The 23,819-nt window shown below is 41.1% G+C and carries 25 protein-coding genes; 17 read left to right on the top strand and 8 right to left on the bottom strand.

The window, feature by feature from the left end:
• Window positions 1-137 precede the first annotated feature (137 nt).
• Window positions 138-671, top strand: coding sequence for a DUF1697 domain-containing protein (locus ACZ9EE_RS13875; RefSeq protein ID WP_476027942.1), 534 nt, complete (start codon window positions 138-140; stop codon window positions 669-671).
• A gap of 21 nt (window positions 672-692) precedes the next feature.
• Entirely contained in the window at window positions 693-1,244 is a 552-nt protein-coding gene (locus ACZ9EE_RS13870; protein WP_476027940.1) for a thioredoxin family protein, read from the top strand.
• 36 nt (window positions 1,245-1,280) lie between these two features.
• On the opposite strand, the gene plsY is transcribed toward ACZ9EE_RS13870, so the two are convergent.
• Window positions 1,281-1,907 (bottom strand): glycerol-3-phosphate 1-O-acyltransferase PlsY, encoded by a 627-nt coding sequence (gene plsY, locus ACZ9EE_RS13865; RefSeq protein ID WP_476027938.1) that lies wholly within the window; start codon window positions 1,905-1,907, stop codon window positions 1,281-1,283.
• A gap of 102 nt (window positions 1,908-2,009) precedes the next feature.
• Between plsY and ACZ9EE_RS13860 the strand changes: the two genes are divergently transcribed.
• The 11 genes from ACZ9EE_RS13860 to ACZ9EE_RS13810 all read left to right on the top strand — a co-directional run bounded on the left by ACZ9EE_RS13860 (window position 2,010) and on the right by ACZ9EE_RS13810 (window position 12,198).
• Window positions 2,010-2,795 (top strand): class I SAM-dependent methyltransferase, encoded by a 786-nt coding sequence (locus tag ACZ9EE_RS13860; protein WP_476027936.1) that lies wholly within the window; start codon window positions 2,010-2,012, stop codon window positions 2,793-2,795.
• A 218-nt stretch (window positions 2,796-3,013) separates the two neighbouring features.
• Entirely contained in the window at window positions 3,014-3,532 is a 519-nt protein-coding gene (locus ACZ9EE_RS13855; protein WP_476027934.1) for an RNA polymerase sigma factor, read from the top strand.
• On the top strand, window positions 3,529-4,026 hold the full coding sequence (locus ACZ9EE_RS13850) for an anti-sigma factor family protein (protein WP_476027932.1): 498 nt from the start codon (window positions 3,529-3,531) through the stop codon (window positions 4,024-4,026). The genes ACZ9EE_RS13855 and ACZ9EE_RS13850 overlap by 4 nt, the downstream gene beginning before the upstream one ends.
• Complete coding sequence (locus ACZ9EE_RS13845) at window positions 4,023-5,108, top strand: hypothetical protein (protein ID WP_476027930.1); 1,086 nt, start codon at window positions 4,023-4,025, stop codon at window positions 5,106-5,108. Before ACZ9EE_RS13850 ends, ACZ9EE_RS13845 begins: the two co-directional genes overlap by 4 nt.
• Before the next feature lie 84 nt (window positions 5,109-5,192).
• The gene (locus tag ACZ9EE_RS13840; RefSeq protein WP_476027929.1) at window positions 5,193-6,110 is read left to right on the top strand and encodes a hypothetical protein; all 918 of its coding nucleotides are present in this window, start codon (window positions 5,193-5,195) and stop codon (window positions 6,108-6,110) included.
• Between the two features lie 94 nt (window positions 6,111-6,204).
• Window positions 6,205-7,146 (top strand): diacylglycerol kinase, encoded by a 942-nt coding sequence (locus ACZ9EE_RS13835; protein ID WP_476027927.1) that lies wholly within the window; start codon window positions 6,205-6,207, stop codon window positions 7,144-7,146.
• A 96-nt stretch (window positions 7,147-7,242) separates the two neighbouring features.
• On the top strand, window positions 7,243-7,788 hold the full coding sequence (locus tag ACZ9EE_RS13830) for a cysteine hydrolase family protein (protein ID WP_476027925.1): 546 nt from the start codon (window positions 7,243-7,245) through the stop codon (window positions 7,786-7,788).
• Between the two features lie 63 nt (window positions 7,789-7,851).
• The gene (locus ACZ9EE_RS13825; protein WP_476032954.1) at window positions 7,852-9,321 is read left to right on the top strand and encodes a nicotinate phosphoribosyltransferase; all 1,470 of its coding nucleotides are present in this window, start codon (window positions 7,852-7,854) and stop codon (window positions 9,319-9,321) included.
• A 256-nt stretch (window positions 9,322-9,577) separates the two neighbouring features.
• Complete coding sequence (rlmD, locus tag ACZ9EE_RS13820; RefSeq protein WP_476027923.1) at window positions 9,578-10,948, top strand: 23S rRNA (uracil(1939)-C(5))-methyltransferase RlmD; 1,371 nt, start codon at window positions 9,578-9,580, stop codon at window positions 10,946-10,948.
• A 26-nt stretch (window positions 10,949-10,974) separates the two neighbouring features.
• Window positions 10,975-11,472 carry a YehS family protein gene (locus tag ACZ9EE_RS13815; RefSeq protein WP_476027921.1) on the top strand — a complete coding sequence of 166 codons (498 nt, stop codon included), beginning with the start codon at window positions 10,975-10,977 and terminating at the stop codon, window positions 11,470-11,472.
• A gap of 18 nt (window positions 11,473-11,490) precedes the next feature.
• Entirely contained in the window at window positions 11,491-12,198 is a 708-nt protein-coding gene (locus ACZ9EE_RS13810) for a M48 family metallopeptidase (protein WP_476027919.1), read from the top strand.
• A 113-nt stretch (window positions 12,199-12,311) separates the two neighbouring features.
• On the opposite strand, the gene ACZ9EE_RS13805 is transcribed toward ACZ9EE_RS13810, so the two are convergent.
• Window positions 12,312-12,941 carry a GntR family transcriptional regulator gene (locus ACZ9EE_RS13805; RefSeq protein WP_476027917.1) on the bottom strand — a complete coding sequence of 210 codons (630 nt, stop codon included), beginning with the start codon at window positions 12,939-12,941 and terminating at the stop codon, window positions 12,312-12,314.
• Window positions 12,942-13,194: 253 nt separating this feature from the next.
• Between ACZ9EE_RS13805 and garR the strand changes: the two genes are divergently transcribed.
• From garR to ACZ9EE_RS13790, 3 genes are all read left to right on the top strand, one after another.
• The gene (garR, locus tag ACZ9EE_RS13800) at window positions 13,195-14,088 is read left to right on the top strand and encodes a 2-hydroxy-3-oxopropionate reductase (RefSeq protein ID WP_476027915.1); all 894 of its coding nucleotides are present in this window, start codon (window positions 13,195-13,197) and stop codon (window positions 14,086-14,088) included.
• A 3-nt stretch (window positions 14,089-14,091) separates the two neighbouring features.
• Window positions 14,092-15,528, top strand: a complete 1,437-nt coding sequence (locus ACZ9EE_RS13795) for a four-carbon acid sugar kinase family protein (protein WP_476027913.1) — start codon at window positions 14,092-14,094, stop codon at window positions 15,526-15,528.
• Between the two features lie 72 nt (window positions 15,529-15,600).
• On the top strand, window positions 15,601-16,920 hold the full coding sequence (locus ACZ9EE_RS13790; RefSeq protein ID WP_476027911.1) for a gluconate:H+ symporter: 1,320 nt from the start codon (window positions 15,601-15,603) through the stop codon (window positions 16,918-16,920).
• Between the two features lie 125 nt (window positions 16,921-17,045).
• Here ACZ9EE_RS13790 and fabF read toward each other — a convergent pair whose 3' ends face one another.
• Window positions 17,046-18,281 carry a beta-ketoacyl-ACP synthase II gene (gene fabF, locus ACZ9EE_RS13785; protein WP_476027910.1) on the bottom strand — a complete coding sequence of 412 codons (1,236 nt, stop codon included), beginning with the start codon at window positions 18,279-18,281 and terminating at the stop codon, window positions 17,046-17,048.
• A gap of 106 nt (window positions 18,282-18,387) precedes the next feature.
• On the opposite strand from fabF, the gene ACZ9EE_RS13780 reads away from it, so the two are divergent.
• Window positions 18,388-19,239, top strand: coding sequence for a helix-turn-helix transcriptional regulator (locus ACZ9EE_RS13780; RefSeq protein WP_476027908.1), 852 nt, complete (start codon window positions 18,388-18,390; stop codon window positions 19,237-19,239).
• Window positions 19,240-19,352: 113 nt separating this feature from the next.
• Here ACZ9EE_RS13780 and dltD read toward each other — a convergent pair whose 3' ends face one another.
• Genes dltD through dltX form a run of 5 tightly spaced genes read right to left on the bottom strand, consistent with a single transcriptional unit; the run spans window position 19,353 to window position 23,631 of the window.
• Window positions 19,353-20,552, bottom strand: coding sequence for a D-alanyl-lipoteichoic acid biosynthesis protein DltD (dltD, locus tag ACZ9EE_RS13775; RefSeq protein WP_476027906.1), 1,200 nt, complete (start codon window positions 20,550-20,552; stop codon window positions 19,353-19,355).
• Entirely contained in the window at window positions 20,549-20,785 is a 237-nt protein-coding gene (gene dltC / locus ACZ9EE_RS13770) for a D-alanine--poly(phosphoribitol) ligase subunit 2 (RefSeq protein WP_476027904.1), read from the bottom strand. Before dltC ends, dltD begins: the two co-directional genes overlap by 4 nt.
• A gap of 5 nt (window positions 20,786-20,790) precedes the next feature.
• Window positions 20,791-21,957, bottom strand: coding sequence for a D-alanyl-lipoteichoic acid biosynthesis protein DltB (gene dltB, locus ACZ9EE_RS13765; protein ID WP_476027903.1), 1,167 nt, complete (start codon window positions 21,955-21,957; stop codon window positions 20,791-20,793).
• Window positions 21,954-23,462 carry a D-alanine--poly(phosphoribitol) ligase subunit DltA gene (gene dltA / locus ACZ9EE_RS13760; RefSeq protein ID WP_476027901.1) on the bottom strand — a complete coding sequence of 503 codons (1,509 nt, stop codon included), beginning with the start codon at window positions 23,460-23,462 and terminating at the stop codon, window positions 21,954-21,956. Before dltA ends, dltB begins: the two co-directional genes overlap by 4 nt.
• A gap of 19 nt (window positions 23,463-23,481) precedes the next feature.
• Window positions 23,482-23,631, bottom strand: coding sequence for a teichoic acid D-Ala incorporation-associated protein DltX (dltX, locus tag ACZ9EE_RS13755; protein ID WP_215045259.1), 150 nt, complete (start codon window positions 23,629-23,631; stop codon window positions 23,482-23,484).
• Window positions 23,632-23,819 lie beyond the last annotated feature (188 nt).

Genomic DNA, 23,819 nt, shown 5'->3' with positions numbered 1-23,819 from the left:
TTCATAAACTGCTAGTGTCCTTCTTATTTGGATCAAATAACTAGGCAAACATACTTTAAGTCTTTTCTTAAGTTTAATATCGACTGAAGATGGTAAGATTTAGGTAATGGATATCAATATGGATGCGAGGCTGAGAAATGACTATTTATATTGCGCTATTACGAGGAATTAATGTAGGCGGGCATCATAAAATTAAGATGGCAGACTTGAAAAACTTATTAGCATCGATGGGTTTACAAAAAGTAAAAACATATATTCAAAGTGGAAATGTTTTGTTTGAGTCAGAAGAGGAAGCAGAACAACTCAGTAAGAAAATCGAGGACGAACTAAACAATACCTATGGTTTTCTGGTTCCGGTGGTTTTACGGACCGCTGAGGAATTCCAACAGATGATCAATGATTGCCCCTATTCATCGGATTCGCTAAGTGAAGGAGAAAGTATCCAAGTTGCCTTTTTGGGAGGGGAACCAACTAAAGAGGGCATCGACCACATGTACACCTATAATAATGAATTAGAAGAGTGTAAAATTAAAGGGAAAGAAGTTTACTTTTACTTCCGAAAAAGTATCAGGGATTCTAAGCTTGCTACACAGCTTCCCAAACTCCGTGTGCCGGCAACCGTTCGTAATTGGAAGACGGTTGTGAAGCTGGAGGAAATGTTGAAATTATAATATGAAGGAGTGGATATGATCATGAATTTAAATGAATGGTTCCAAAAAGGGATGAGCGCTGAGGAGTACCTTGACTCAATGAAGCAAAATAAAGAAGAAATGCTGACTATTTATGAGAAGTTTACCTTAACTAGCGAGGATCAAGGCAAGCTGGGGGCATTAAGAGAGCGGCACTTAAGGGTTATGGCGTTGACAGAGGATTGGTGCGGTGATGCGCTGCTTAATAACCCGATTTTGATGAAGATAGCCGAAGCAGCGGGGATGGAACTTCGTTTTATCCTCCGTGATCAAAATCTCGACCTAATGGACCAATACTTAACGAATGGTACATCCCGGGCGATTCCTATTTATATTTTTATAAATGAAGAAGGAAATGAAGTCGCAGTTTGGGGACCGAGGGCAGCTGAAATGCAGGCACTTGTGACGGAGAAACGTGCGTCCCTGCCTGATAAGGATGCACCTGACTTTCAGGAGAAGCAAATGGCGATGTATAAACAGCTCAGAGAGTCATACCTAAATGACGCGGGAATCTGGGAAACTGTTGCGGACAGTATTATCTCTAAACTTATATAAAAAAGCGGGGCTCTTCTAGTAGAAGGGCCCTTTTGTTTACATCTTGAATCCTCCATTTTTGGGAGGAATGCGGTCGTTCTTCAGATTCTTGTCATTAATCCTAGGTTCGATGCCAAGGATGAAGTTGCGTATGTTGGAGCGGTGCAGATACAATAAAAACAATGAGAATGCTAGAAAGATAAGCTCTAATTCTAGTTTAGGGGAGAGAATAGCATAGGCTAACATGCTAAGACCCACTGAGATGGAGCCAATAAATACATATTTCGTTAGAAAAATCATTAAGAAGAAGCTTACATAGGCGATGGCTAGTAAAGGGAGGTTAGCGATCAAAAGAGCACCAGCGGTAGTTGCGATTGCTTTGCCGCCGCGAAAGCCTGCAAAGATGGGAAAACAATGACCAACCACTGCCAATAGGCCGAAGTAAAGCGGCTCTGCATCAAGCTGAAAGTAGATTGGCAGATATGCTGCTGCAGCACCTTTGGTCAAATCGATGAAGAGGACAAACAAGGCCCATTTCTTACCGAGGACTCTCAGCGTATTTGTGGCCCCGGGGTTTTTACTTCCAAGCTCACGGATATCAACTCCAAAGAATAGCTTGCCCACAATAAGAGCAGTGGGAATACTTCCAATGAGATAGGAAGCTAAGAGTAACGACCAAAACATTTACATCATTCCCTCATAAAGTAATTTCTATTAGCATTCTAACATACTTAAATGGTATTATTTTGTTGAATTATCACAATCAGGAAGAAGGGGGCGCTCGATATGAAACGGACAGATTTTGGCCAAGTTGCTAATAGCTATGCGCGTTCAAGAGAAGATATACCTGTAGCTTTAATGGAGAGTCTTCAGCTGCGAAACATTTTCTTTGCAGGTAAAAAGGTTGCTGATATCGGGTCTGGAACTGGAGCGTTAACAAGAAAGATGGCCATGCGAAATGCGGATGTGGTTGGGATAGATCCATCTCAGGAATTGAGAGCACAGGCCCTGGCCTTGAATGTGGCGAAAAATTTTCAAATTCCCTATCTCCAGGGAACGGCGGAAGCAACCAGTTTAGAAGAATCGAAATTTGATATAGTCACGGTAATGCGCGCCTGGCATTGGTTTGACAGACCAAAGGCAATTGCGGAAATGAAGCGCATCTTAAAGAAAAAGGGAACATTGATTGTGATTGATTCGGGTTTTCTACCCGGTACAACCGTTGTAGCGAAAACCTTTGAAGTGTTGTCTAATTATGTAGAGGGCGGTTTAACCCCTGCCGGTTCAAAGGCAGACTCTGAGCTGCGTATTAATGGCTTTCCAGTGGAGTGGTTCAAGGAATGGCAGGAAAGCGGCTTTGATCTGAGGGATTTTTATAAATTGAATTATACAGTTGAGTTTTCTAAGCTGGAATGGCTGGACAGGATAGAATCAGTTTCATGGATGGCGGACATGGATGAGTCCGTACGGAAAAAGGCGCTCCAGGAATTGTCGAGCTCCATTTCCGAACAGGAGCCTTTCAAAATACTACATGAGTGTAATGTTTGTCTTTTACGATTATCAGAAAAGTAATGCTTGAAACGTGTGAGGATTCCCCCTTGCACGTTTTTTATTTGGAGCAAACACTGTGGAATGTCTAAATTTTAACTAGATCTAATGCTAAGATGAAAAAAATCTTAAAAATATTTAAAAATAGGTGTAGGGTTTGATCTGAGATGTTACGTCTAATGTTGTGAAAGAAAAAAAGAAAGGGGGAGAGAACAATTAGTGATACCGTCTTAATTGAAAAAGTGCTCGAAGGCAATGATCATGCCTTTCGCCTATTGGTCGAGAAATACCGCAATGATGTGTTCCGGACTGTCTTTGCTGTTCTACGCGATCAAAAGGAAGCGGAAGACGCTGCCCAAGATGTGTTTATGAAAGTATACACCTCTCTCTCCCACTATGAAAACCAAGGGTTTAAAACGTGGATAACGCGCATTGCCGTTAACCATGCGATAGATGTGAAACGAAAACAGGTAAGGCGAAGAGAGGATGTTGTGGATGCGCTAGACCAACAGGCGCTAGGGTCGCCGAAGGATAGTGTCGAAAAGGAAGTAATCGCTGAGGACCAGCGCAGGCTGGTTCAAAAAAAGCTTAATGAAGTGCCTGAGAACTACCGGGAAGTCATTTATGGTTTTTACATAGCTGAAAAAAGCTATCAGCAGATGGCCAAGGAACAAAATGTTCAAGTTAAAACGATTGAGACCAAGTTGTACCGTGCGAAAAATTGGATGAAAAAGAATTGGAAGGAGGACGATTTTTCATGAAGCATTACAGTTACGAAAAATGGCAGCAATATGTGAAGGATGAACTGAGTGAACACCATCGCGAAGAGTTGGAGCGTCATCTCTATACATGTGATCAGTGTCTAGAAGTATACCTGGAAGCTGTAACAGCCAATGAAACATCCCTGCCAACCCTTCCAAACAACAGCGAATTCACCAGCCGCATAATGGAAATGATGCCTGTCACCAATAAGAACATTAACACGGTGGAAATGGATTCATTGGTGCCTGACACTGACAACGACAACAACAACAATAGGCCGTTGTATCAGCGGGCAGGTTTTCATTATTTGCTGGCGGCGGCGGCGACTCTGCTTTTAATGTTTTCGGGGGCGTTTCAATCGCTTGCATCGTATGCAGGTTCGTTAGAGAAACCGATTATGGAAGAGAAAAAGCCTTCTATGACGGAGGGCGTTATCAATAAAACATTTGCGTGGATGGATTCACTAGAAAAAAAGGAGGCAAATAAGAAATGAAAAGTTCAACCAAGGCATTAACCTTATCGCTGTTTCCCGGCCTCGGACATATTTATTTCGGTAATATGGTGCGCGGGGTTGTGTACTTACTTTCGGTTGTTGGCCTGGCATTCATTACCGTAATAGGATTAATGAATAACACTCCAGAGGTTGCCATCTTAGCCTTCATGGCGGGAATCTTTATATATTTAATCAGCTTTATCGATATGGGCGTACAGGTCTCAAAACAAAAAAAGACCCAGCTTGCGGAAGGGGACGCTGACCATCAGAATCCTAACAAGGCTTCCCAAGACTCGGAGCGCTTTTACACGATTGTCCTCTCCTTTATCCCCGGGCTGGGACACTTCCAAATTGGCCTTATGAACAGAGGCTTAACCCTGCTTGGAGCGTTTTTGGGGCTTGCTGTCATGGTCATTTTTGTAACAGCAATGTCCAACCGCAGCGAGTTTATGGTTTTCTTGGCCGGTTTGCCGATTATCTGGGTATATGGATTTTTTGATGCCGTCCAGCAGGTAAATAAAAAGCAGCGCGGGGAAGAGCTTGTTGACCGAACCATCTTTGAAGACTTTGAAATGCGCAGGGAAGACGGAAAAAAGAGTAAATCGATTGCGACCTTTCTGTCGATCTTTCCAGGGGCAGGCCACCTTTATCTAGGTCTGCAGCGCCGTGGAATCCAGTTAATGGCTGCTTTCTTGTTCTCTATCTATATCTTAGATGTGTTAAGGCTCGGAATCTTCTTATTTTTAATTCCAATCATCTGGTTCTATAGCTTTTTTGATGCGATGCAAAAGGTTTCGAGATATGGGGTAGAAAAAGTGGAGGATGAGCCGATTATCGCTTACTTTGTTAATCATCAAAAATGGGTCGGAATTGGGCTAGTCTTATTAGGGGCTTATTATTTATTGATGAACATCCTGCTGCCGGCCTTCTCACCGCTGATTCACCGATTAATTAATGTTGATATTATGTATTGGATTCAAGGCTATTTCCAGACAGCGCTTGTCTGTGTGCTGCTAATTGGCGGCGGTATCAAACTTTTATCTGGAAGTAAACAAAAAAGGGGGGCAAAGAGCCATGAGTAAGTGGGGAAACAGGATGGCAGGGGTCGTACTGATCGGAGCCGGTATCGGGTTCCTTTTTAGAAAAAGAAAGGGGGAAAACAAGGAATGAGAACTTGGCGTGTTGGGACGTTTTCGATGGGAGCCTCGCTTATTTTCCTGGGTTCCTTTCTTTTCTTTTCGAAGTTTCTTGGCTTAGATTTAGCTGAAGTGCTGATGGCTTGGTGGCCGGTGTTGCTGGTCGTTTTGGGTGTTGAAATTTTAGTCTATCTATTTTTATCAAAACAGGAACAGCCGATATTAAAATATGATTTTCTCAGTATTATCATTGTTGGGCTAATCGGTACAGCAGGCATTGTATTTGCAGTCCTCAGCTCAGCCGGAGTGATGGGCAAGGTGGAAGAAGTCATGGCGAGAGAAGTGCGCTCCTATGATCTCCCGGCTTTTTCCTATCAAACCGATGAAAGTATTAAACGTGTAGTTGTGCGATCCGTTGGGTATGATATGACGGTTGAGGCAACAAATAGCAAAGAAGTCTCGATGTTTGGCACATACAGGATCGAATCAGCGAAAAAAACAGCACTGCTAAAAAATGCGAAGGATATTGTGACCGCCAATCAAAAGGGGGACACACTTTACTTGAATTTTAAGATGCTGCCGGACGAGATGGGCCTGTTTAATTCACAGGGAATGGTAGCGGCAACCGTCCTAGTTCCGAACAATGTAAAGCTAGAAGTGGTGGGAAGTAATGATTCACTCAGCTTAAAACCACGTACCCTAGCCAATGACTGGGATATTGAAAGTTCGTCAGCTGTAGCGGTTGATGTAATGAAGAATAGCAATATGACAGTAAGGACGGTTGGAGTTGATCAACTCACCGGGGAAAAGTGGAAAATCACTGAGGAACCGAAGAGTGAAGAACAGGATCCGCTAGGGCTGAAAAGTGCAGAATATCAATCCGGTGATGGAAAATACTTTATTCATATTAGCAATGCGTATGAGGTTAAACTGAATACCAATCAATAATCAGTTTACCAATATATTTGTAAGCTTGAATAATAATTGGTAGAATATAGAACTGACAAAGCCAATTGTTATTTAAAAAATAGGATGATGATTAATGAAAAGAGCAAGACTGATATACAATCCTACTTCGGGACGGGAAATTCTGAAGCGGAATTTACCTGAAATCCTTGAAAAACTAGAAATTGCCGGATATGAGGCATCCTGCCATGCTACAACAGGTGCTGGAGATGCGACGAAGGCTGCGCGGCTTGCTGTGGAACGGCAGTACGATGTTGTCATTGCTGCAGGCGGCGATGGAACCATACATGAAGTAGTCAATGGCCTCGCTGAACAGGAATATCGCCCGAAATTAGGGATTATTCCAGCAGGAACAACCAATGATTTTGCCCGAGCCCTCCAAATCCCTAGGGATATCGGATCGGCAGTGGATATCATCACCAGAGGGGATCTCATTCCTGTAGATATCGGCCGGATAAATGATCGCTATTTTATAAATATTGCTGGCGGCGGCCGGATTACCGAGATTACCTATGAAGTGCCTAGCAAATTAAAAACGATGCTCGGACAGCTCGCCTACTATTTAAAAGGGATGGAAATGCTCCCGTCTATTAAATCATCAGACTTAAGGATTGAATATGATGGAAAGCTGTTTGAAGGGGAAGCGATGATGTTCCTTGTCGGGCTGACCAACTCAATCGGTGGATTTGAAAAACTGGCACCGGATTCCTCGATTAATGATGGGCTATTCTCTTTATTAATTTTGAAAAAAGTAAATCTCGCTGAATTTATCCGGATTTCGACCCTAGCGGTCCGCGGTGAACACGTAAATGATCCAAATGTCATCTACACACAGGCCAATCGCATTAAGGTTTACTCAAATGAAAAGGTACAATTAAATTTAGACGGTGAATTTGGCGGCCTGCTTCCGGCAGAGTTTGAAAATCTTTACCGCCATTTAGAGGTGTTTGTACCAATTGATGATATCCGGCCGAATGACCGTCCAACAGATTGGGTTACAGGTCAAAGATATAGCTAAGAAAGGTCCGTTCCACACGTGGAGCGGACTTTTTTACATATTTCTGTGTATAATGAGTGAAAGACGATCGTCAAAATAGTAAGGAGGAATCAGGAAATGAAGGCGTTAATTAATATTGATTATACTTACGATTTTGTTGCAGATGCCGGAGCGTTAACCTGCGGAATGCCAGGGCAGCGGATTGAAGGCAAAATTGTCGAGCTGACCAAGGAATTTATCCAAAATGGCGATTATGTGGTATTTGCGATTGATGTCCATGACAAGGGAAATCAGTACCACCCGGAAACGAAATTATTCCCGCCGCATAACGTAAGAGGAACAGCTGGCCGTGATTTGTTTGGGGATCTTCAGGTTGTTTATGATGATAATAAACAGCGTGAAAATGTCTATTATATGGATAAAACCCGTTACTCTGCGTTTGCAGGAACAGACCTTGAAATTAAATTGCGCGAACGGGATATCACCGAATTGCACTTAGTTGGCGTTTGTACTGACATTTGTGTGCTCCATACGGCAGTGGAGGCCTATAACAGGGGGTTTAAGATCGTTGTCTATAAGGATGCTGTTGCTTCCTTTAATCAAGCTGGGCATGACTGGGCGCTGGGTCACTTTGAACAAACCCTTGGTGCTATGGTGAAATAGGTATTTAAATGTTATGATGGGGTATATTCGAAAAAGCTGTAATAGTATTCCGGAGGTTTTATGATGAAACACATTTATCATGATGATAGTTTAGCTCTGCATACTGACCTATACCAGATAAATATGGCAGAGACGTATTGGAGAGACGGCATACATAATAAACGGGCTGTGTTTGAACTGTTTTTCCGCAAGCTGCCGTTTGGAAATGGCTATGCTGCTTTCGCAGGCTTGGAAAAGGTCATTCAATTTATCCAAGGGTTCCATTTTAGTGAGGAAGACCTTGAATATTTGAAGGATGAAGTAGGGTACAAGGATGACTTCCTCGATTATTTAAAAAATATGCGTTTTACCGGATCCATCCGTGCTATGCAAGAGGGCGAGCTTGTCTTTGGCAATGAACCCATTTTACGTGTGGATGCACCTTTAGGTGAAGCACAAATTATTGAAACGGCTTTACTTAATATTGTGAACTACCAAACATTAATCGCAACCAAAGCTTCTCGAATTAAGCAGGTTGTCGGCGATGCGGTAGCGATGGAATTTGGGACCAGACGAGCACAGGAAATGGATGCGGCCATCTGGGGAACAAGAGCGGCCTATTTAGCTGGATTTGACTCGACCAGTAATGTTCGGGCAGGAAAGCTCTTTGGCGTGCCAGTGTCGGGAACACATGCCCATGCCATGGTGCAAGCCTATAAGGATGAATATACAGCATTCCACAAATATGCTGAAACACATAAGGATTGTGTCTTTTTAGTTGATACATATGATACCCTCCGTCTCGGTGTGCCAAATGCCATTAAGGTTGCCAAGGAACTGGGTGATAAAATTAATTTCATCGGGATCCGTCTTGATAGCGGTGACCTTGCTTATCTATCCAAAGAGGCTCGAAAAATGCTGGATGATGCCGGTTTTCCTGATGCTAAGATTGTGGCCTCAAGTGACCTGGATGAATATACGATCATCAGTTTGAAAGGCCAAGGGGCAAGGATTGACAGCTGGGGAATAGGGACGAAATTGATTACCGCCTATGACCAAGCGGCACTTGGTGCGGTTTATAAAATTGTCGCAATTGAGGATGAACAGGGGGAATTAGTCGATACCATTAAAATTTCCTCTAATCCGGTTAAGGTAACGACTCCGGGGATGAAAAAGATTTACCGGATTATCAACAATACCAATAATCATGCCGAAGGGGATTATATTGCGATGGAAGATGAAGTACTTCCGGAAAAACGGCTTCGCATGTTCCACCCTACCCATACGTTTATCAATAAAGTGGTAACTAACTTTACGGCAAAAGAACTTCATGTCGACATATTTACGAACGGAGAGCTTGTCTACGAAGTTCCTTGTTTGGAAGAATCTCGTGACTACTTACAGCAAAACCTTCATGCCCTTTGGGATGAGTATAAGCGGACGATGAATCCCGAAGAATATCCAGTTGACTTAAGTCAAAAATGCTGGGATAACAAGATGAGAAACATTGAAGAAGTTAGAGAAAAAGTCGCTGCAATGCAAGCGGAAGAATAAATTTACAGGGCGTCCTTCTAGGGGCGTCCTTGTTTTTTGGAGCTTTAAGGGGACTCGCACGGAATAATCGAGAACTTGCACGGAAAAGTTGCTGTTTTTCGCGGAATTAAACGGGAATTGCACGGAATAAATAAAGGTTAACACGGAATTATCCCAAAAATCCGCGGAATCGTGTCCTTCACGAGCCCCATTTCGTGTTCCGCCCGATTATATGTTACAATCTTTCTAGTCAATTTCGGAGCAAAGGAAGAACTAAATGAACAAAACGATCCCAGTAACTAAAAATGAGTATATAGATGTAGTGTTCGAAGATTTAACCCATGACGGGGCAGGGGTTGCCAAGGTGGAAGGATATCCATTGTTTGTCCCGAACGGTTTGCCTGGTGAAAAGGGAAAAGTAAAAGTAATTAAGACCGGTAAAAGCTATGGCTTTGGACGATTAATCGAACTTTATGAAAAAAGCCCATTCCGGGTGGAAGTTCCAAGCAGTGAGCGTCATAAATACGGTGGCTGCCAGCTTGAGCATATCAGTTATGAAGGACAGTTAACGTATAAAGAAAACCAAGTCCGCGAGGTGCTGACGCGGATCGGTAAACTTGAAGATGTGGTTGTACATCCGATTCTCGGAATGGAAAGCCCATGGCATTATAGGAATAAAGCGCAGGTGCCTGTTGGTGAAAAGGATGGTAAACTGATTGCCGGCTTTTTTAAACCAAGAAGCCACGAAATTGTAGATACCGATGAAAGTCTGATTCAATTACCGGAAATTAATGAGGCAGTTCAAATAATAAAAGAGATTTGCAGCAAACTTGGTATCGCGGCCTATCAGGAGGAAACCCATAAAGGTGTGCTCCGCCATATCATGGCCCGCTATGGAAAACAAACCGGTGAGCTGATGGTCGTGCTGATTACTAGAACAGCAGAGTTACCACAAAAGAAGCAACTGGTAGAAGAAATTGTTGCTCGGCTGCCAAAGGTCAAATCGATAGTTCATAACGTTAATTCCAAGCGGACGAACGTTATTTTGGGCGAAAAAACAACGGTACTCTGGGGAAGCGAGGTCATTTATGACTATATTGGTGAGGTGAAATTCGCCATTTCCGCTTTGTCGTTTTATCAAGTTAATCCAGTCCAGACAAAGGTGCTTTATGACAAAGCCCTTGAGTATGCAGATTTAAGCGGTCAAGAAACCGTCATTGATGCTTATTGTGGTATCGGGACCATTTCGTTATTTTTAGCGCAAAAAGCTAAAAAGGTTTTCGGCGTAGAGGTCGTACCAGAAGCAATTGAGGATGCCAGGCGAAATGCTGAGTTGAATGGACTTACGAATGCTGAGTTTGCTGCCGGAGAGTCAGAAGTGGTGATTCCGAAGTGGTACAAGGAAGGGAACGCTGCTGATGTGCTCGTAGTTGACCCTCCTCGCAAAGGCTGTGATGAGGCATTGCTGCAGACGATTATTGAAATGAAGCCAAAGAAGGTCGTATATGTATCCTGCAATCCGGCCACACTTGCTAGGGATTTAAGAATTCTTGAGGATGGCGGCTACAAAACGGTGGAGGTCCAGCCGGTTGATATGTTTCCGATGACAACACACGTTGAGGCAGTGGCTAAAATTGAATTAAAGTAGTATTAAGATAAATAGGAGGTTTCTTGGTGGACAATAACGATATATTAATTCGCTTGCGATATGCATTAGAAATAAAAAATAAAGAAATGGCTGAAATCTTTAAACTTGGCGGCGTGGAAGTAACCGTCCCAGAGGTGATTCAGATACTAAAAAAAGTAGATGACGATGATATTGCCGATGACCTTCAAATAAAATGTAATAACAATATGTTCGATTCCTTTTTAAATGGCCTTATTATTTTTAAAAGAGGAAGACAAGAATCCAAACCAGGAGAGGCTAATACACCCGAGCCGGTCGCGCCAAAAAGCGCAAACGTGAATAATCTTCTGTTAAAGAAAGTCAAAATAGCTCTTGCCTTAACAACAGACGATATGCTCGATATATTTGAACTGGCAGGTATCAGGGTATCAAAAGGGGAACTCAGTGCTTTACTAAGAAAAGAAGGGCATAAGAATTATAAAGAATGCGGCGATAAATTTGCTCGGAATTTCTTAAAAGGATTAGCACTTAAGTACAGGGGATAACAAACTATAGGTGATGAGATGATACATACCTACTTAGGGAAGACGATACGTTTTGAAATAAAGTACAAAAACAGAACTTCAATCGGGATGACGATCGATAGTTATGGAAATGTGGAAGTCCAGGCTCCGAAAGGAACTCCTGATGAAAGAGTGCTTCAATTAGTCGAGGAAAAATGGGAGCTAATTCAGCAAAAATTGAAAGAAATGCAGGATAGACTGCAGGGTCCGCAGAAAAAGGATTATGTGCAGGGCGAGAGTTTTCTTTATTTAGGGAACCATTATCCCGTCCAAATCCTTGAAAACAATCAGATGGATCAGGACTATGTGGTGTTTGAAGGAGAGAAGTTACGAATCTATGTGAAGAAAATGGAAGATGAGAGCTTAAAGCAAGCTCTAAAACGCTTCTATTATCAGCAGTGTAAAGCCTTGGTTGAGAAGAGTATCACCTCCTATCAAAGCTACTTTAAAACAAAACCGCGGTCTATCCGGATTACAGATAGTAAAACGACCTGGGGCACTTGTGATTCCAGGCAGCAGTTAACCTTTAATTGGCGTCTGGCTATGGCACCGCGTGAGGTCGTCGACTATGTCGTCGTTCATGAAATGTGCCATATGGTCCATCTGAATCACGAGCGCTCCTTTTGGCGTCTGGTTGGGAAAATTATGCCCGATTATAAGGAAAAGGAAAACTGGCTGGCAGTTTCAAATTGGAAAATGACAGTTTAGCCGTAATACCCTATTAATATCAAACAAGGCATCTGCTTTTTGCAGGTGCTTTGTGTTTTCCTTATAAAAAACACATCTTCCATATTAGAGAAAGATGTGTCATTTGTTTAAACCTATTTACCAATTAGATGCAGACAAAAGTCTAAATCAGCTTGTAAATGATTTTTCATCAGGATTTCAGCCTTTTCCCCGTCTCTGGCCTTAATGGCCTCATAGATTTCCTCGTGTTCATCAATTAAATGAGGACGGTTGTAAAATACAACCGTTTTCCGGAAAAGATAAATCGTCGATTGCATCCGATCAATGATATCAATCATAACCGAATTATTACTCGCATGAACAATTATTTCATGAAAGCGCTCATTAGCTTGCATGATTTCTTCGACAGTACCTTTCCTTCCAATCTCCACACAGTTATACAGAGATCCAAGTTCGTCTTCTTGGAGATACGATGCGGCACATTTTGCTGAAAAGCCCTCCAATAGAATGCGAACCTGGAACATATTTCTCAAATCTTTTTCGGTCGGCTTAACAACCCTCTTATTCACAATAAGCCCTTCTTGTTCCAATTTCCGAATGGACTCCCTTATTGGTGTTCTACTCACACCTAATTCAGCGGCAACCTTTTCTTCGACAATTTTGGTCCCTCCGGGAAGCTCTCCATTTAAAATTTTATCGCGAATAATTTCATAGGATTGATGAAAAGCAGGGCGAGAACGATCACTTCCTAACAAAGATTTCACCTCAAATATGATTTCACTATTAAAATTATCTTACCAAATTTATAGATAAAAAAATACAGAGTCATCTTTTATCCACTAATAAGTATACACTAAATATTTTTTTGTATACAAAAGTAATAAAAATTGTATACAAAATAAAAAAGTTAGTATACAATATCAAATGTAATCACTAATTGAAAGCGATTGCGTCAATGTTGAGAAAGCGCAATCAGCTTAATATATATTGAATCAATGAACATCGGGAGGAATTAGAATGGAACGAAAAGTTGGATTTATTGGACTTGGCATCATGGGAAAACCAATGTCATTAAACCTAATGAAGGCAGGACACACACTGATTGTATTTGATCTTAATCAAGAGGCGGTCAATAGTTTAGTAGAGGCAGGAGCAACCTCAGCAGCATCTCCTAGGGAAGTGGCAGAAAACAGCGATGTCATTATTACCATGCTGCCAGCTTCCAAACATGTAAAAGAGGTTGTATCAGGTGAAAATGGCATTCTAGAGGGAGCTAAAGAAGGTTCGGTAATTATTGATATGAGTTCCATTACTCCGGAAGTATCTAAAGAACTTGCAGCCGAGGCAGCGAAAAAAGGAGTCGGTATGCTTGATGCACCAGTGAGCGGCGGGGAACCGAAAGCGATTGACGGTACGTTGGCCATCATGGTTGGCGGTAAAGAAGATGTTTTTGAAAGCGTTCAATCCGTTCTTTATGGTATGGGAAAGGACGTAACCTTAGTAGGTGATAATGGCTGTGGTGTAACGGCAAAACTTGCTAATCAAATTATAGTAAACCTTAACATAGCTGCTATGTCTGAGGCACTGGTATTAGCATCAAAGGCAGGTATTAATGTTGAAAAAATGTATCAGGCCATTAGAAGTGGACTTGCAGGAAGTGCAGTTCTCGATGCAAAGGTGCCAATGATTTTAGACCGAAACTTTGTCGCAGGCGGAAGCATTGCGATCAATCTAAAAGACATTACTAATGTAATGGATACAGCCCATGAAATCGGTGTTCCATTACCGCTATCAAGTCAGTTATTAGAGATTTTCCATGCGTTAAAGGTTGATGGGAAAATACAAGATGATCATGGCAGCATTGTTAGATACTATGAAAAACTTGCCAATGTTGAAGTAAAGAGGGTTTAAAGCATGAACGAGACAAAAAGAGTATCCGTAGAAATTCTTGAGACTCTTCCTGAAGTAAACAGTGCCCACGTTGATCAATTGCTTGAGGAAGCACTAAAGTCTTTAAATAAAAAAATTATTGTTTTGGATGATGATCCTACTGGTGTACAAACAGTTCATGACATCTCAGTTTTTACAGATTGGTCACTAGAAAGTATCGAACAGGGATTTAATGAAGAACAGTCGATGTTCTTTATTTTGACCAATTCAAGAGGGTTTACATCGGAAGAAACAGAGAAAGCCCACCGAGAAATTGCCGGTAATATTCTAACTGTAGCTTCGAAGTTAAACCGGGAATTTATGATTATCAGCCGTGGGGATTCAACTTTAAGAGGACACTATCCATTAGAAACAAATGTTTTGAAGGGAACCATTGAAACTGCTTCTGATATGAAAATTGATGGCGAGGTCATCCTGCCGTTCTTCAAAGAGGGTGGACGCTTTACCATCAATAATATTCACTATGTCCAGTACGGTAAGGAGCTCGTACCAGCTGGTGAAACGGAATTTGCCAAGGACCGCACCTTTGGATACACAAAATCAGATTTAGGTGAATGGATTGAAGAGAAGTCGAATGGAGAATTTTTAGCTGAAAATACATTATATATTTCACTTGAACAGCTTCGCACATTACAGATTGAAAAAATAACTGCACAGCTTCTTGAAGTGAACAATTTTAATAAGGTAGTAGTCAATGCTGTTGACGAGGTGGATGTAAAAATCTTTACGATTGCCATAGTAAAAGCGATCAACAGCGGTAAGAACTTCTTATTTAGGAGTGCAGCCGCTCTTCCAAAGGTAATCGGAGGGGTGAGCAATAAACCGCTGCTTACTAGAGCGGAATTAGTGGGGGAAGAAACAGGGAATGGTGGATTAATCATTATCGGTTCCCATGTGAAAAAGACGACGGAACAGCTGGAAGAGCTTAAAAAGCTAAGTGGGATTGAATTTATTGAATTTAATAGTCGTTTAGTTTTACAGCCTGACCTATTCGAGAAAGAATGTGACCGTGTAATTGAAAAAACTGAAAATCTCATTCGATCCGGTAAAACCGTTGCCGTTTACACGAGTAGAGAGCGTCTGGACCTTGGGGAAGGCAAAAAGGAAGAAGAGTTAAAACTATCAGTTTCGATTTCGGATGCGGTGACAAGTATCGTTACGAGATTAAAAGTTAGGCCGAACTTTCTCATCGCTAAAGGAGGGATCACCTCAAGTGATGTGGGAACGAAAGGCTTGAAGGTGAAAAGAGCAACAGTGGCTGGCCAGATTCGACCTGGTATCCCGGTGTGGAGAACAGGGAATGAAAGCAAATATCCCGGCATCGCTTATGTCATTTTCCCGGGTAACGTAGGATCTCAAACCGATTTAAAAGAGGTTGCTGAAATTTTAAGTGGTAAATAGAATTTTTTAATTAAATGGATGCCAATAATCATTCGATTGGCATCCATTTAATACAAGGAGAAGAGGGAGAAAATGCCAATTGTATTTATCTGCATAGGGGTAGCATTACTACTATTATTAATGGTGGTCTTTAAGTTAAATGCTTTCATCTCATTAATTGTAGTCGGATTGCTTGTGGGTATAATGGAAGGAATGTCACCAGTCGAAGCGATGACATCGATTACAACTGGTTTAGGCGGTACATTAGGAAGTCTGGCTTTAGTCATTGTATTTGGGGGCATGATTGGGAAATTGATGGCTGATTCAGGAGGTGCCCAGCGAATCTCCGTGACGTTAATCAGGGCATTTGGCAAGAAGAGAGTACAGTTAGCGGCTGTTCTCACTGCGTTTGTTGTTGGAATCGCTTTATTTTTTGAAACAGGCGTTGTTGTTTTAATTCCGTTAGTATTCACGATTGCCGCAGAAGCGGGTGTTCCCATCCTATACATAGGAATGCCGGTAATCGCAGCATTAATTACAATGCACGGCTTTGTTCCGCCCCATCCAGGACCAACAGCGGTTGCAGGAATCTATCAAGCAAATCTAGGTAAGACATTATTATACGGCATTATCATTGCCATACCTGCTGTTATTATTAGCGGGCCATTATATACAAGGTTATTTAAAAAAGAAGATTTGGAAGTAGAGATTCCAAAAGGGCTCTTTACACCAAAACACTTTAAAGAAGAGGAAATGCCAGGATTCGGAATTAGCATGTTTGCAGCTCTTATTCCCGTTATTCTTATCGCATTTCAGGCTATTGTAGAAATTGTCGCACCAAAATCAGGTCTCTTACCTGCTGCTCAATTTTTAGGTAATCCTGGTGTGGCATTGTTAATTTCTGTAATCGTTGCCATTTTCACATTCGGTCTTAATCGTGGCAGGAAAATGCCGGAACTTATGAATTCATTGACAGAATCAATCAGCAGTATTGCGGTCATTTTATTAATTATCGGCGGCGGCGGTGCATTCAAACAAGTATTGATTGATAGCCATGTCGATAAATACGTTGCCCATCTAATGGAAGGATCATCAATTTCTCCATTAATCTTAGCATGGTTAATTGCCGCAATATTGCGTGTTGTTCTGGGCTCTGCTACTGTCGCAGGTATGACTGCAGCTGGTATTGCAGCACCACTCGTTGCAGCAACACATGTAAGTCCTGAACTGATGGTTTTAGCTACAGGGGCTGGAAGTATGACGTTTTCCCATGTAAATGACGCAGGCTTCTGGATTTACAAAGAATTCTTTAACCTCTCCATTGGTAAAACAATTAAGACATGGTCTGTTATGGTTACCATTGCTTCATTGGTCGGACTTGCAGGCGTGTTGATTATAAATCTTTTTATCTAAAGATCTTTTAAGGGATTCCCTGGAAAAGTAGAACCAGAAAAAAGAGTAACTATTACCTATCTTCTAAGGAAGAAGGATTAGTTGCTCTTTTTTACATATGTGAATGGTTTCTTTATAACACGTGCTTATTCATACTTTTTCAATACAATAGCTGAATTATGACCGCCAAAGCCGAATGAGTTCGATATACCAATAGATAAAGGTGCTCTCCTTGCCCCCTCTGCAACATAATCTAAATCACAAGCTGGATCTGGATTTTCCAGATTGATAGTTGGAGGCACGATCCCTTGCTGGAGGCTTTTCACGAGAGCAATTGCCTCGGCACCGCCGGCAGCACCAAGCATATGACCAAGCATCGATTTATTAGCGGTAACGGGTATTTTATAAGCATAATCTCCAAATAGCCTCTTTATCGCCATCGTCTCCGAAAGGTCACCCAGCTGTGTACTCGTTGCATGGGCGCTGATTACATCTATCTCATCAATCGCTAGATTGGCCTTTAGTAAGGCATTCCTCATCGCTAGATAGGCTCCTTTTCCTTCAGGGTGTGTGGCCACCATATGGTGTGCATCAGAGCTGGCACCGTACCCGATTACTTCACATAAGATTGGTGCATTTCTTTGTACGGCATGTTCTAATGATTCTAACACTAAAATTCCCGCGCCCTCACTCATAACAAAACCATCTCTATTCGCATCAAACGGTCTGCTTGCAAGCGCTGGTTCCTCATTTCTGGTGGATAATGCTTTTGCATTACCGAAACTTGCTAGGGATAAATTGGTTATAGCTGCTTCCGTTCCACCGGCAAAAATTACATCTGCATCACCATAGCGAATGGTATTAAAGGCTTCACCGATCGCTGTATTACCAATAGAACAAGCGGTTACCGGTGACAGTGATGGACCATGTGCACCCAATTTAATACTGATTTGAGCTGCTGCTGCGTTGGAAATCATCATCGGGACTAAATTAGGGCTTACTCTTCCAGGACCTCGTTCATTTAGCAGATTAACATTATCAACAAAAGTTTGGATTCCTCCAATTCCGGATCCAACATAGACGCCAAAACGTTCGCGATCAATCTTTTCCAGTTGTAATTGAGAGGCTTCTAGAGCCTGCTCGGCTGCGGCTAAAGCAAACTGGGCAAAACGATCCAATCGTCTGGCTTCCTTCTGTCCCCATCGTCCCTCTGGATCTAGGTTACGGACAACTCCTGCTATCTTTGTTTTGGAATTAGATACATCAAACGTATCAATAGTAGAAATTCCTGATTTTCCTTCGACTAAATTACCCCAAAATGTATCAAGATCATTGCCAAGAGGTGAGATAATTCCCATCCCCGTTATCACTACTCTTTTCATTGTGATTCCTCCTGCCTTCAATTTTCTTTAATTTTAGCTTATTTTTATCCTATTACAAGTTGTTGTTTATCATAGTATAATGAATACCATGATAGGAGGAGATTTTATGAATCCTGAAACTAGACTGCAAGCATTATCAGAGTTTCTCAAAGCCAAGCGGTCCAAATTGAATCCTCAAATGGTCGGACTTCCGCCTGGTACACGCAGGAGGACTCCAGGTCTCAGAAGAGAGGAAGTTGCTCAATTAGCAGGTGTAAGTACAACTTGGTATACATGGCTAGAGCAAGGAAGAGAAATTAAAGTATCAACTTCAGTTTTAGATGCTATTTCAGATGCCTTGCAACTAAATAAAGATGAAAAAAAGTATTTATATGCATTGGCCCTGGAAGAGGGAGTAGATCCTGTCTCCTCCAATATCGAAGAAACCGAGATTAGTCCATCCCTGAAAAAAATTCTCCAGGAACTTCAGTACTGCCCAACGATTATTACTGATCGACGCTTGTTTATTGTCGGATGGAATCTGGCCGCTGCAAATGTTTTTTTAGATTTTGACCAGATTCCAATCGAAGACAGGAATCTTATTCAATTATTGTTTTCAAGAAAGGAATTTCGCAGTTTAGCTGTTAATTGGGAACATTTTGTGAAAGGGTTTCTTGCCATTTTTCGCACCTATTACGGGCAATATGTAGCCGACAAATGGTATAAACAATTTATTGAGGACTTGGAACAGGCTTATCCGGATTTCCGCCTATTATGGCATGAAGGTGAAGTGAGTTCAGCTCCGGAAATGCAAATCGAATTTCGTCATGCGAAGGCGGGGAAAATGATCTTTAATCTAACCTCCTTACAAGTACAGGGAAATAATGATTTAAGATGCAGTGTCTATACTCCAGCTGAAGATACCAGAACAGAATCGAAGCTAAAGCGGTTAATTAACAATAAAAATAATCCTAAATAGAAAATAACATACACGCTGTCATATAGAAGCCATCGTTAAGATAGTAATAAAAGAAGGCAGCTAACCGATTCGTGGGAGCCGCCTTCTTCATTTTTATACTAGTGGGTTTTGTTTTAAAGATTCACCATCGCAAGATTTTGATCATTGCCCTTATAAAACTGCTTAATGGCCCGGTCCGTGTAAACCCAGCCCTTCCAGCCTATATGAATGGTATCCTTCATGAAATAAGGATCATATTCGTGACCAGAAAAATCGGCAACTTGAAACCCTTCCGCTCCTATTTGCTTCTTAATTCGTTCGTAATAGGCTGTTCGCCCTTCCTTTGGGAAACCAGTATAATCATAATAATGACCATTGACCGGAATAGAGATAAACAACGGTTTTGCACCCGATTGCTTTAAAACATCGAGGACAAGCTGAAAGTCTCCGTATTCTTTTGATTCACCGTAGGAACGTTTAATGTCTTTGTTTTTTAAAGACGGCAGGAAACCTCTAATCTTATTATATTGCGAGTTACTGATATAAAAATGATTGTTCGTTGCCCGCTTGGCACCATATTGATCAGCATCCTGCGCTAACTCGTTCCACGATTTATTTCTGACTTTCGGGGTAAGGTCCCGATGACGAGAAAAACCACCAGCCAAGGAGTAATATAAATCCTTTTTCTCTAGCAAATGTCGATAGACTAATGCGACAGGGCGGAGAGCACTGGCTTCCCGCTTTGTCCACTGATCATTCGTTAACTCCGCTTTATAGAGAGTAGAGAGAATCGGATCGTTTTTAACAGATGAAAAAGTTAAAAGGCGTTTAATGGCCTGTTTTTTCACCTCTGGATCAACTTGTTTATTAAAAGCAAAATCATATCCCTGCAAGGAAGAATAATTGGGTACAAAGTGTGACTCATCGGCTCCTTGTGGATTAAACCACTGAGGAGACAACACAAACACGATTTTCTTATCCTTTAACTGATTAATATGCTCGGAAAAATTTAAAAAGTGAATCAGTGATTCGGTTCCGCCTCGGCCAACGAGAAACGGCGTGAAGTCTTCATGGACTTCTTGAAAGTAATTAGACGGATGAAAACGATCCAGCCTTGCCAGTTCAGAAGAACCAAAGATTGGCAGATAACGGCGGCTCTCCAGCATTTTTTGCTGTATATACTTTCCTTGAAACATGACGGGATTTAATTCTGTCGCCGCTTGACTGACTCTGTTTTTCGGAATCAGGCTTACAATCCAGCGATCTGGAATGATTACTAGGATAAACAAAACAAAAAAAGCTAGAAAAAGCGGTATAAAAACTGGCTTCTTCATCTCAAATCAGCCAACTGAATGGCGATGTGATTCGGAGTATTCCAAGTATCCCGGTCAAATTCAGTAATCGGAACAAGGATTCCAAAGCGCTCTTCAACTTGAACCAATAACTCCACTGTTCCGAATGAGTCTAATAGTGCCTCATCAAATAAATCGATATCTGGATTTTCTTTTATAACCTCATCTTGACAAATTTCTGCTAGTAACTCAATCACTTGATCTTTAAATTCCATCGAAATCATACTCCTTTTTGAATAAAATGTCCTGAAAATATATAAAATCCAAAGCAAACAAAATGGAAGGTAATCACAATACTAATGATCCGCGTTAACCTAGTTTGCGGCCACCATTTATGCTTTTTATTAAACTGTTCAAAGGTGTTGTAGCCTACCATCAGAAGGGCATGATAGATTCCATAGAGAATATATTGAATTTCTAGACCATGCCAAACACCCATTAACAGAAATAATAAAACATAACCGAGGTTGGAGATGATACTTCTGTTTTTGGTCCACTTTTTTTTCGTCATCCAAAAAACAAACCGCATGTAGACATAATCACGAAACCAAAAGGAAAGGCTCATATGCCACCGATTCCAGAAGTCTTTTATATTCCTGCTGATAAATGGAAGATTGAAATTTTCCGGTGATTTGATTCCCATAATATAGCTGATGCCGATGGCAAAAGCACTGTAGCCGGCAAAATCAAAAAATAAATAAAAACTATATCCATACATATAAAAGAGCTGGCTTTGAAAATGACTTGTCGCTATAAATCTTAAATTTGCAATGAAAAAATGATTAATAGAATAGCCGATAATATATTTATATAAAAAGCCTCGGAATAGTTTGTTGATCCCGTCATATAAAAGCTGCTTATACTGTTCGCCCGTTAGTTCTGCTTTTAAATCCTTGTCAAACCGGCGGTATCGGTCGATCGGGCCCGATGAAATAGTCGGAAAAAACAAGATGAAATACAGCAAACGGGCAAGGGGAAGCCTTTGTTTGATTAATCCGTCCCTTGTCTCCATAATTAATTGGGTTCCCTTAAAGGTTAAATAGGAAATTCCCAAAAAGGCCATCCAATTCGGCTCTGAAAAATAAGGAAGCAATTTATAGATGGCTAATGGAAGAATCGATGCAATCACTGCTAATGAAAAAATCCAGCCGTTGTTTGCCCTTTTTCTATAGGCTATATATCCTTCAATCAATAGAACCTGCCAGATGGTAAACAGAATCAATGCAAGAGCGCTTGCAGGCTTAGATGTAAAAATAATGGCTAAGATGATGACAGTGACCATCATGTTATAGGTTTGAAATCTTTTTCCTTGTAAGCCAAGAATGATCGTTGGTGCTAATAAAATCACAAGGATGAAAAAGAATGTAAAAGAACCATATGGAATCATAGCAATACCTTTTCGAGGATTTGCTTACGGTCTACTTTTCCATTCGGAGTAATGGGCAGCTCCTTATGATATGAAAACTTCCGTGGAATCATATAGGATGGCAGTACTAACCCTAGTTCTTTTTTTATCGCACCAGTTAGCTGATATTCTTTTTCAAAAGGATGTTCCGCTGGAATGATTAAGACGGAAAGGTATTCAATTTTATCATCTTGATAAATAGGAACAACAACGGCTGATTTCACATATTTCGATTTTGCAATATGATATTCGATTTCCTCGAGCTCCATCCGATATCCATGTAATTTGATTTGAAAATCTAATCTTCCTTTATAAAAAAGTAAACCTTGCTTGTTGAATCCTGCATCACCAGTTCTGTAAGCCTGCTGTCTATTATAAGTAAAAAAGGCTTTATTTGTTAGTTCTGGCTGTCCTAAATAGCCTTTACTTACACTCGGTCCAACAATGATCATTTCTCCTTTTTCCCCTTCAGATACAGGTTCATTCTCTTCATTTATTAGGATGATTTGCGTATCCGATTTTGGGGCGCCTATCGGAAGAGTTTGATATTGCTCTATTACTTCATCTGTTATTTCTAAAAAAGTGACTGCAACAGTTGCCTCCGTCGGACCATAAGTATTAAAAATCTTTGCTTTAGGAAACCGTTCCCGCAGCTGCCTGCAGACTGAAACAGGAAGAATTTCACCGCAGAAGAGGAAGACTGATAATTTCGGAAGCAGTTTGCTTTTAAATGATGGATCCATTAAACACATTTGTACAAACGATGGTGTAGAGGTCCAGACCTGTGTTTCGGATTTTTCTAATTCTTCAAATAAGAGTTTTGGCTTAGCGACCATTTCTTTTGTAATCGCAATTAAGGTACCGCCACTTGCTAAACAAGGGTAGAGGTCCATGACTGAAAGATCAAAGGAAAAAGGAGCTTGGTTTAAAAAGCGAAGCCCTCCTTGAATAGGGAAATCTTCTATCATCCAATCCACAAAGCTTTGCAGATTGGCAGCAGATATTTGGACGCCTTTTGGATTCCCTGTGCTCCCTGATGTATAAATAATATAGAAATTATCATGGCCTTTTACCCAGTTTGATGAATCAATTGTTATACGCTCGTGCTGTCTCACTTCGTCCAGGTTTACCATTCTAACAGATGAATGGTCTATCGGAAGGGGCAGACCCAATACATTTATCAATAATTCCGTATTAGAATTCCTAATTATTTTTTCAACACGTTCGAGTGGAATGGATGTATCTACAGGTATATAGGGATGACCAGCTTTTACACTGCCAAGAAAGGAGACCAGCATTTCCGGTTCCATATGTCCGTAAATCAAAATAGGTGATTGTTTTTTTAAGTTCTGTGCCAGAATGAAAGCGGCAATTTGGTCGGACTTATGCCAAAGTTCACCGTAAGTGATCTGTTTAGCTGGAGAGATAAAGACCAATTTATCTGGTTGTAACCTAGCCTTGTTATGAATGGCTTGTAATAATTCCATTTTAAAACCCCCCCTGACGTTAAAAATCATTGTAAATATACGAACCTGCACTGGCGTCATTAAATCCGTACATAAAAAACAGTAACAGAAGAATGAGCAGGTAATAGACGAACCTGCTGGTCCATCTCACTTTCTCCTGGTTAAGGAAACCTTTTATTTTTTGCAGCATGATGCTTCCCCCCAGTAATCTCTATTTGACGTTTTTATCATAATTCGCCTTCAAACTCTTTGCATTAAGATTTAATGAAAAGGAAATTAATTTTTAATTTATTTCATTAGACGCCTAAGTCAGTCCTGCTTAGGGAGTGGTGCCTGACACCAAATTTTTGAATTTTGTGCGGTAGAGGAGTAAAGTGG

It is taken from the genome of Bacillus sp. URHA0034, from assembly GCF_056280405.1.
Note: the sequence above shows the minus strand (reverse complement) of the source record. Positions and strands in the feature narration are given on the sequence as shown.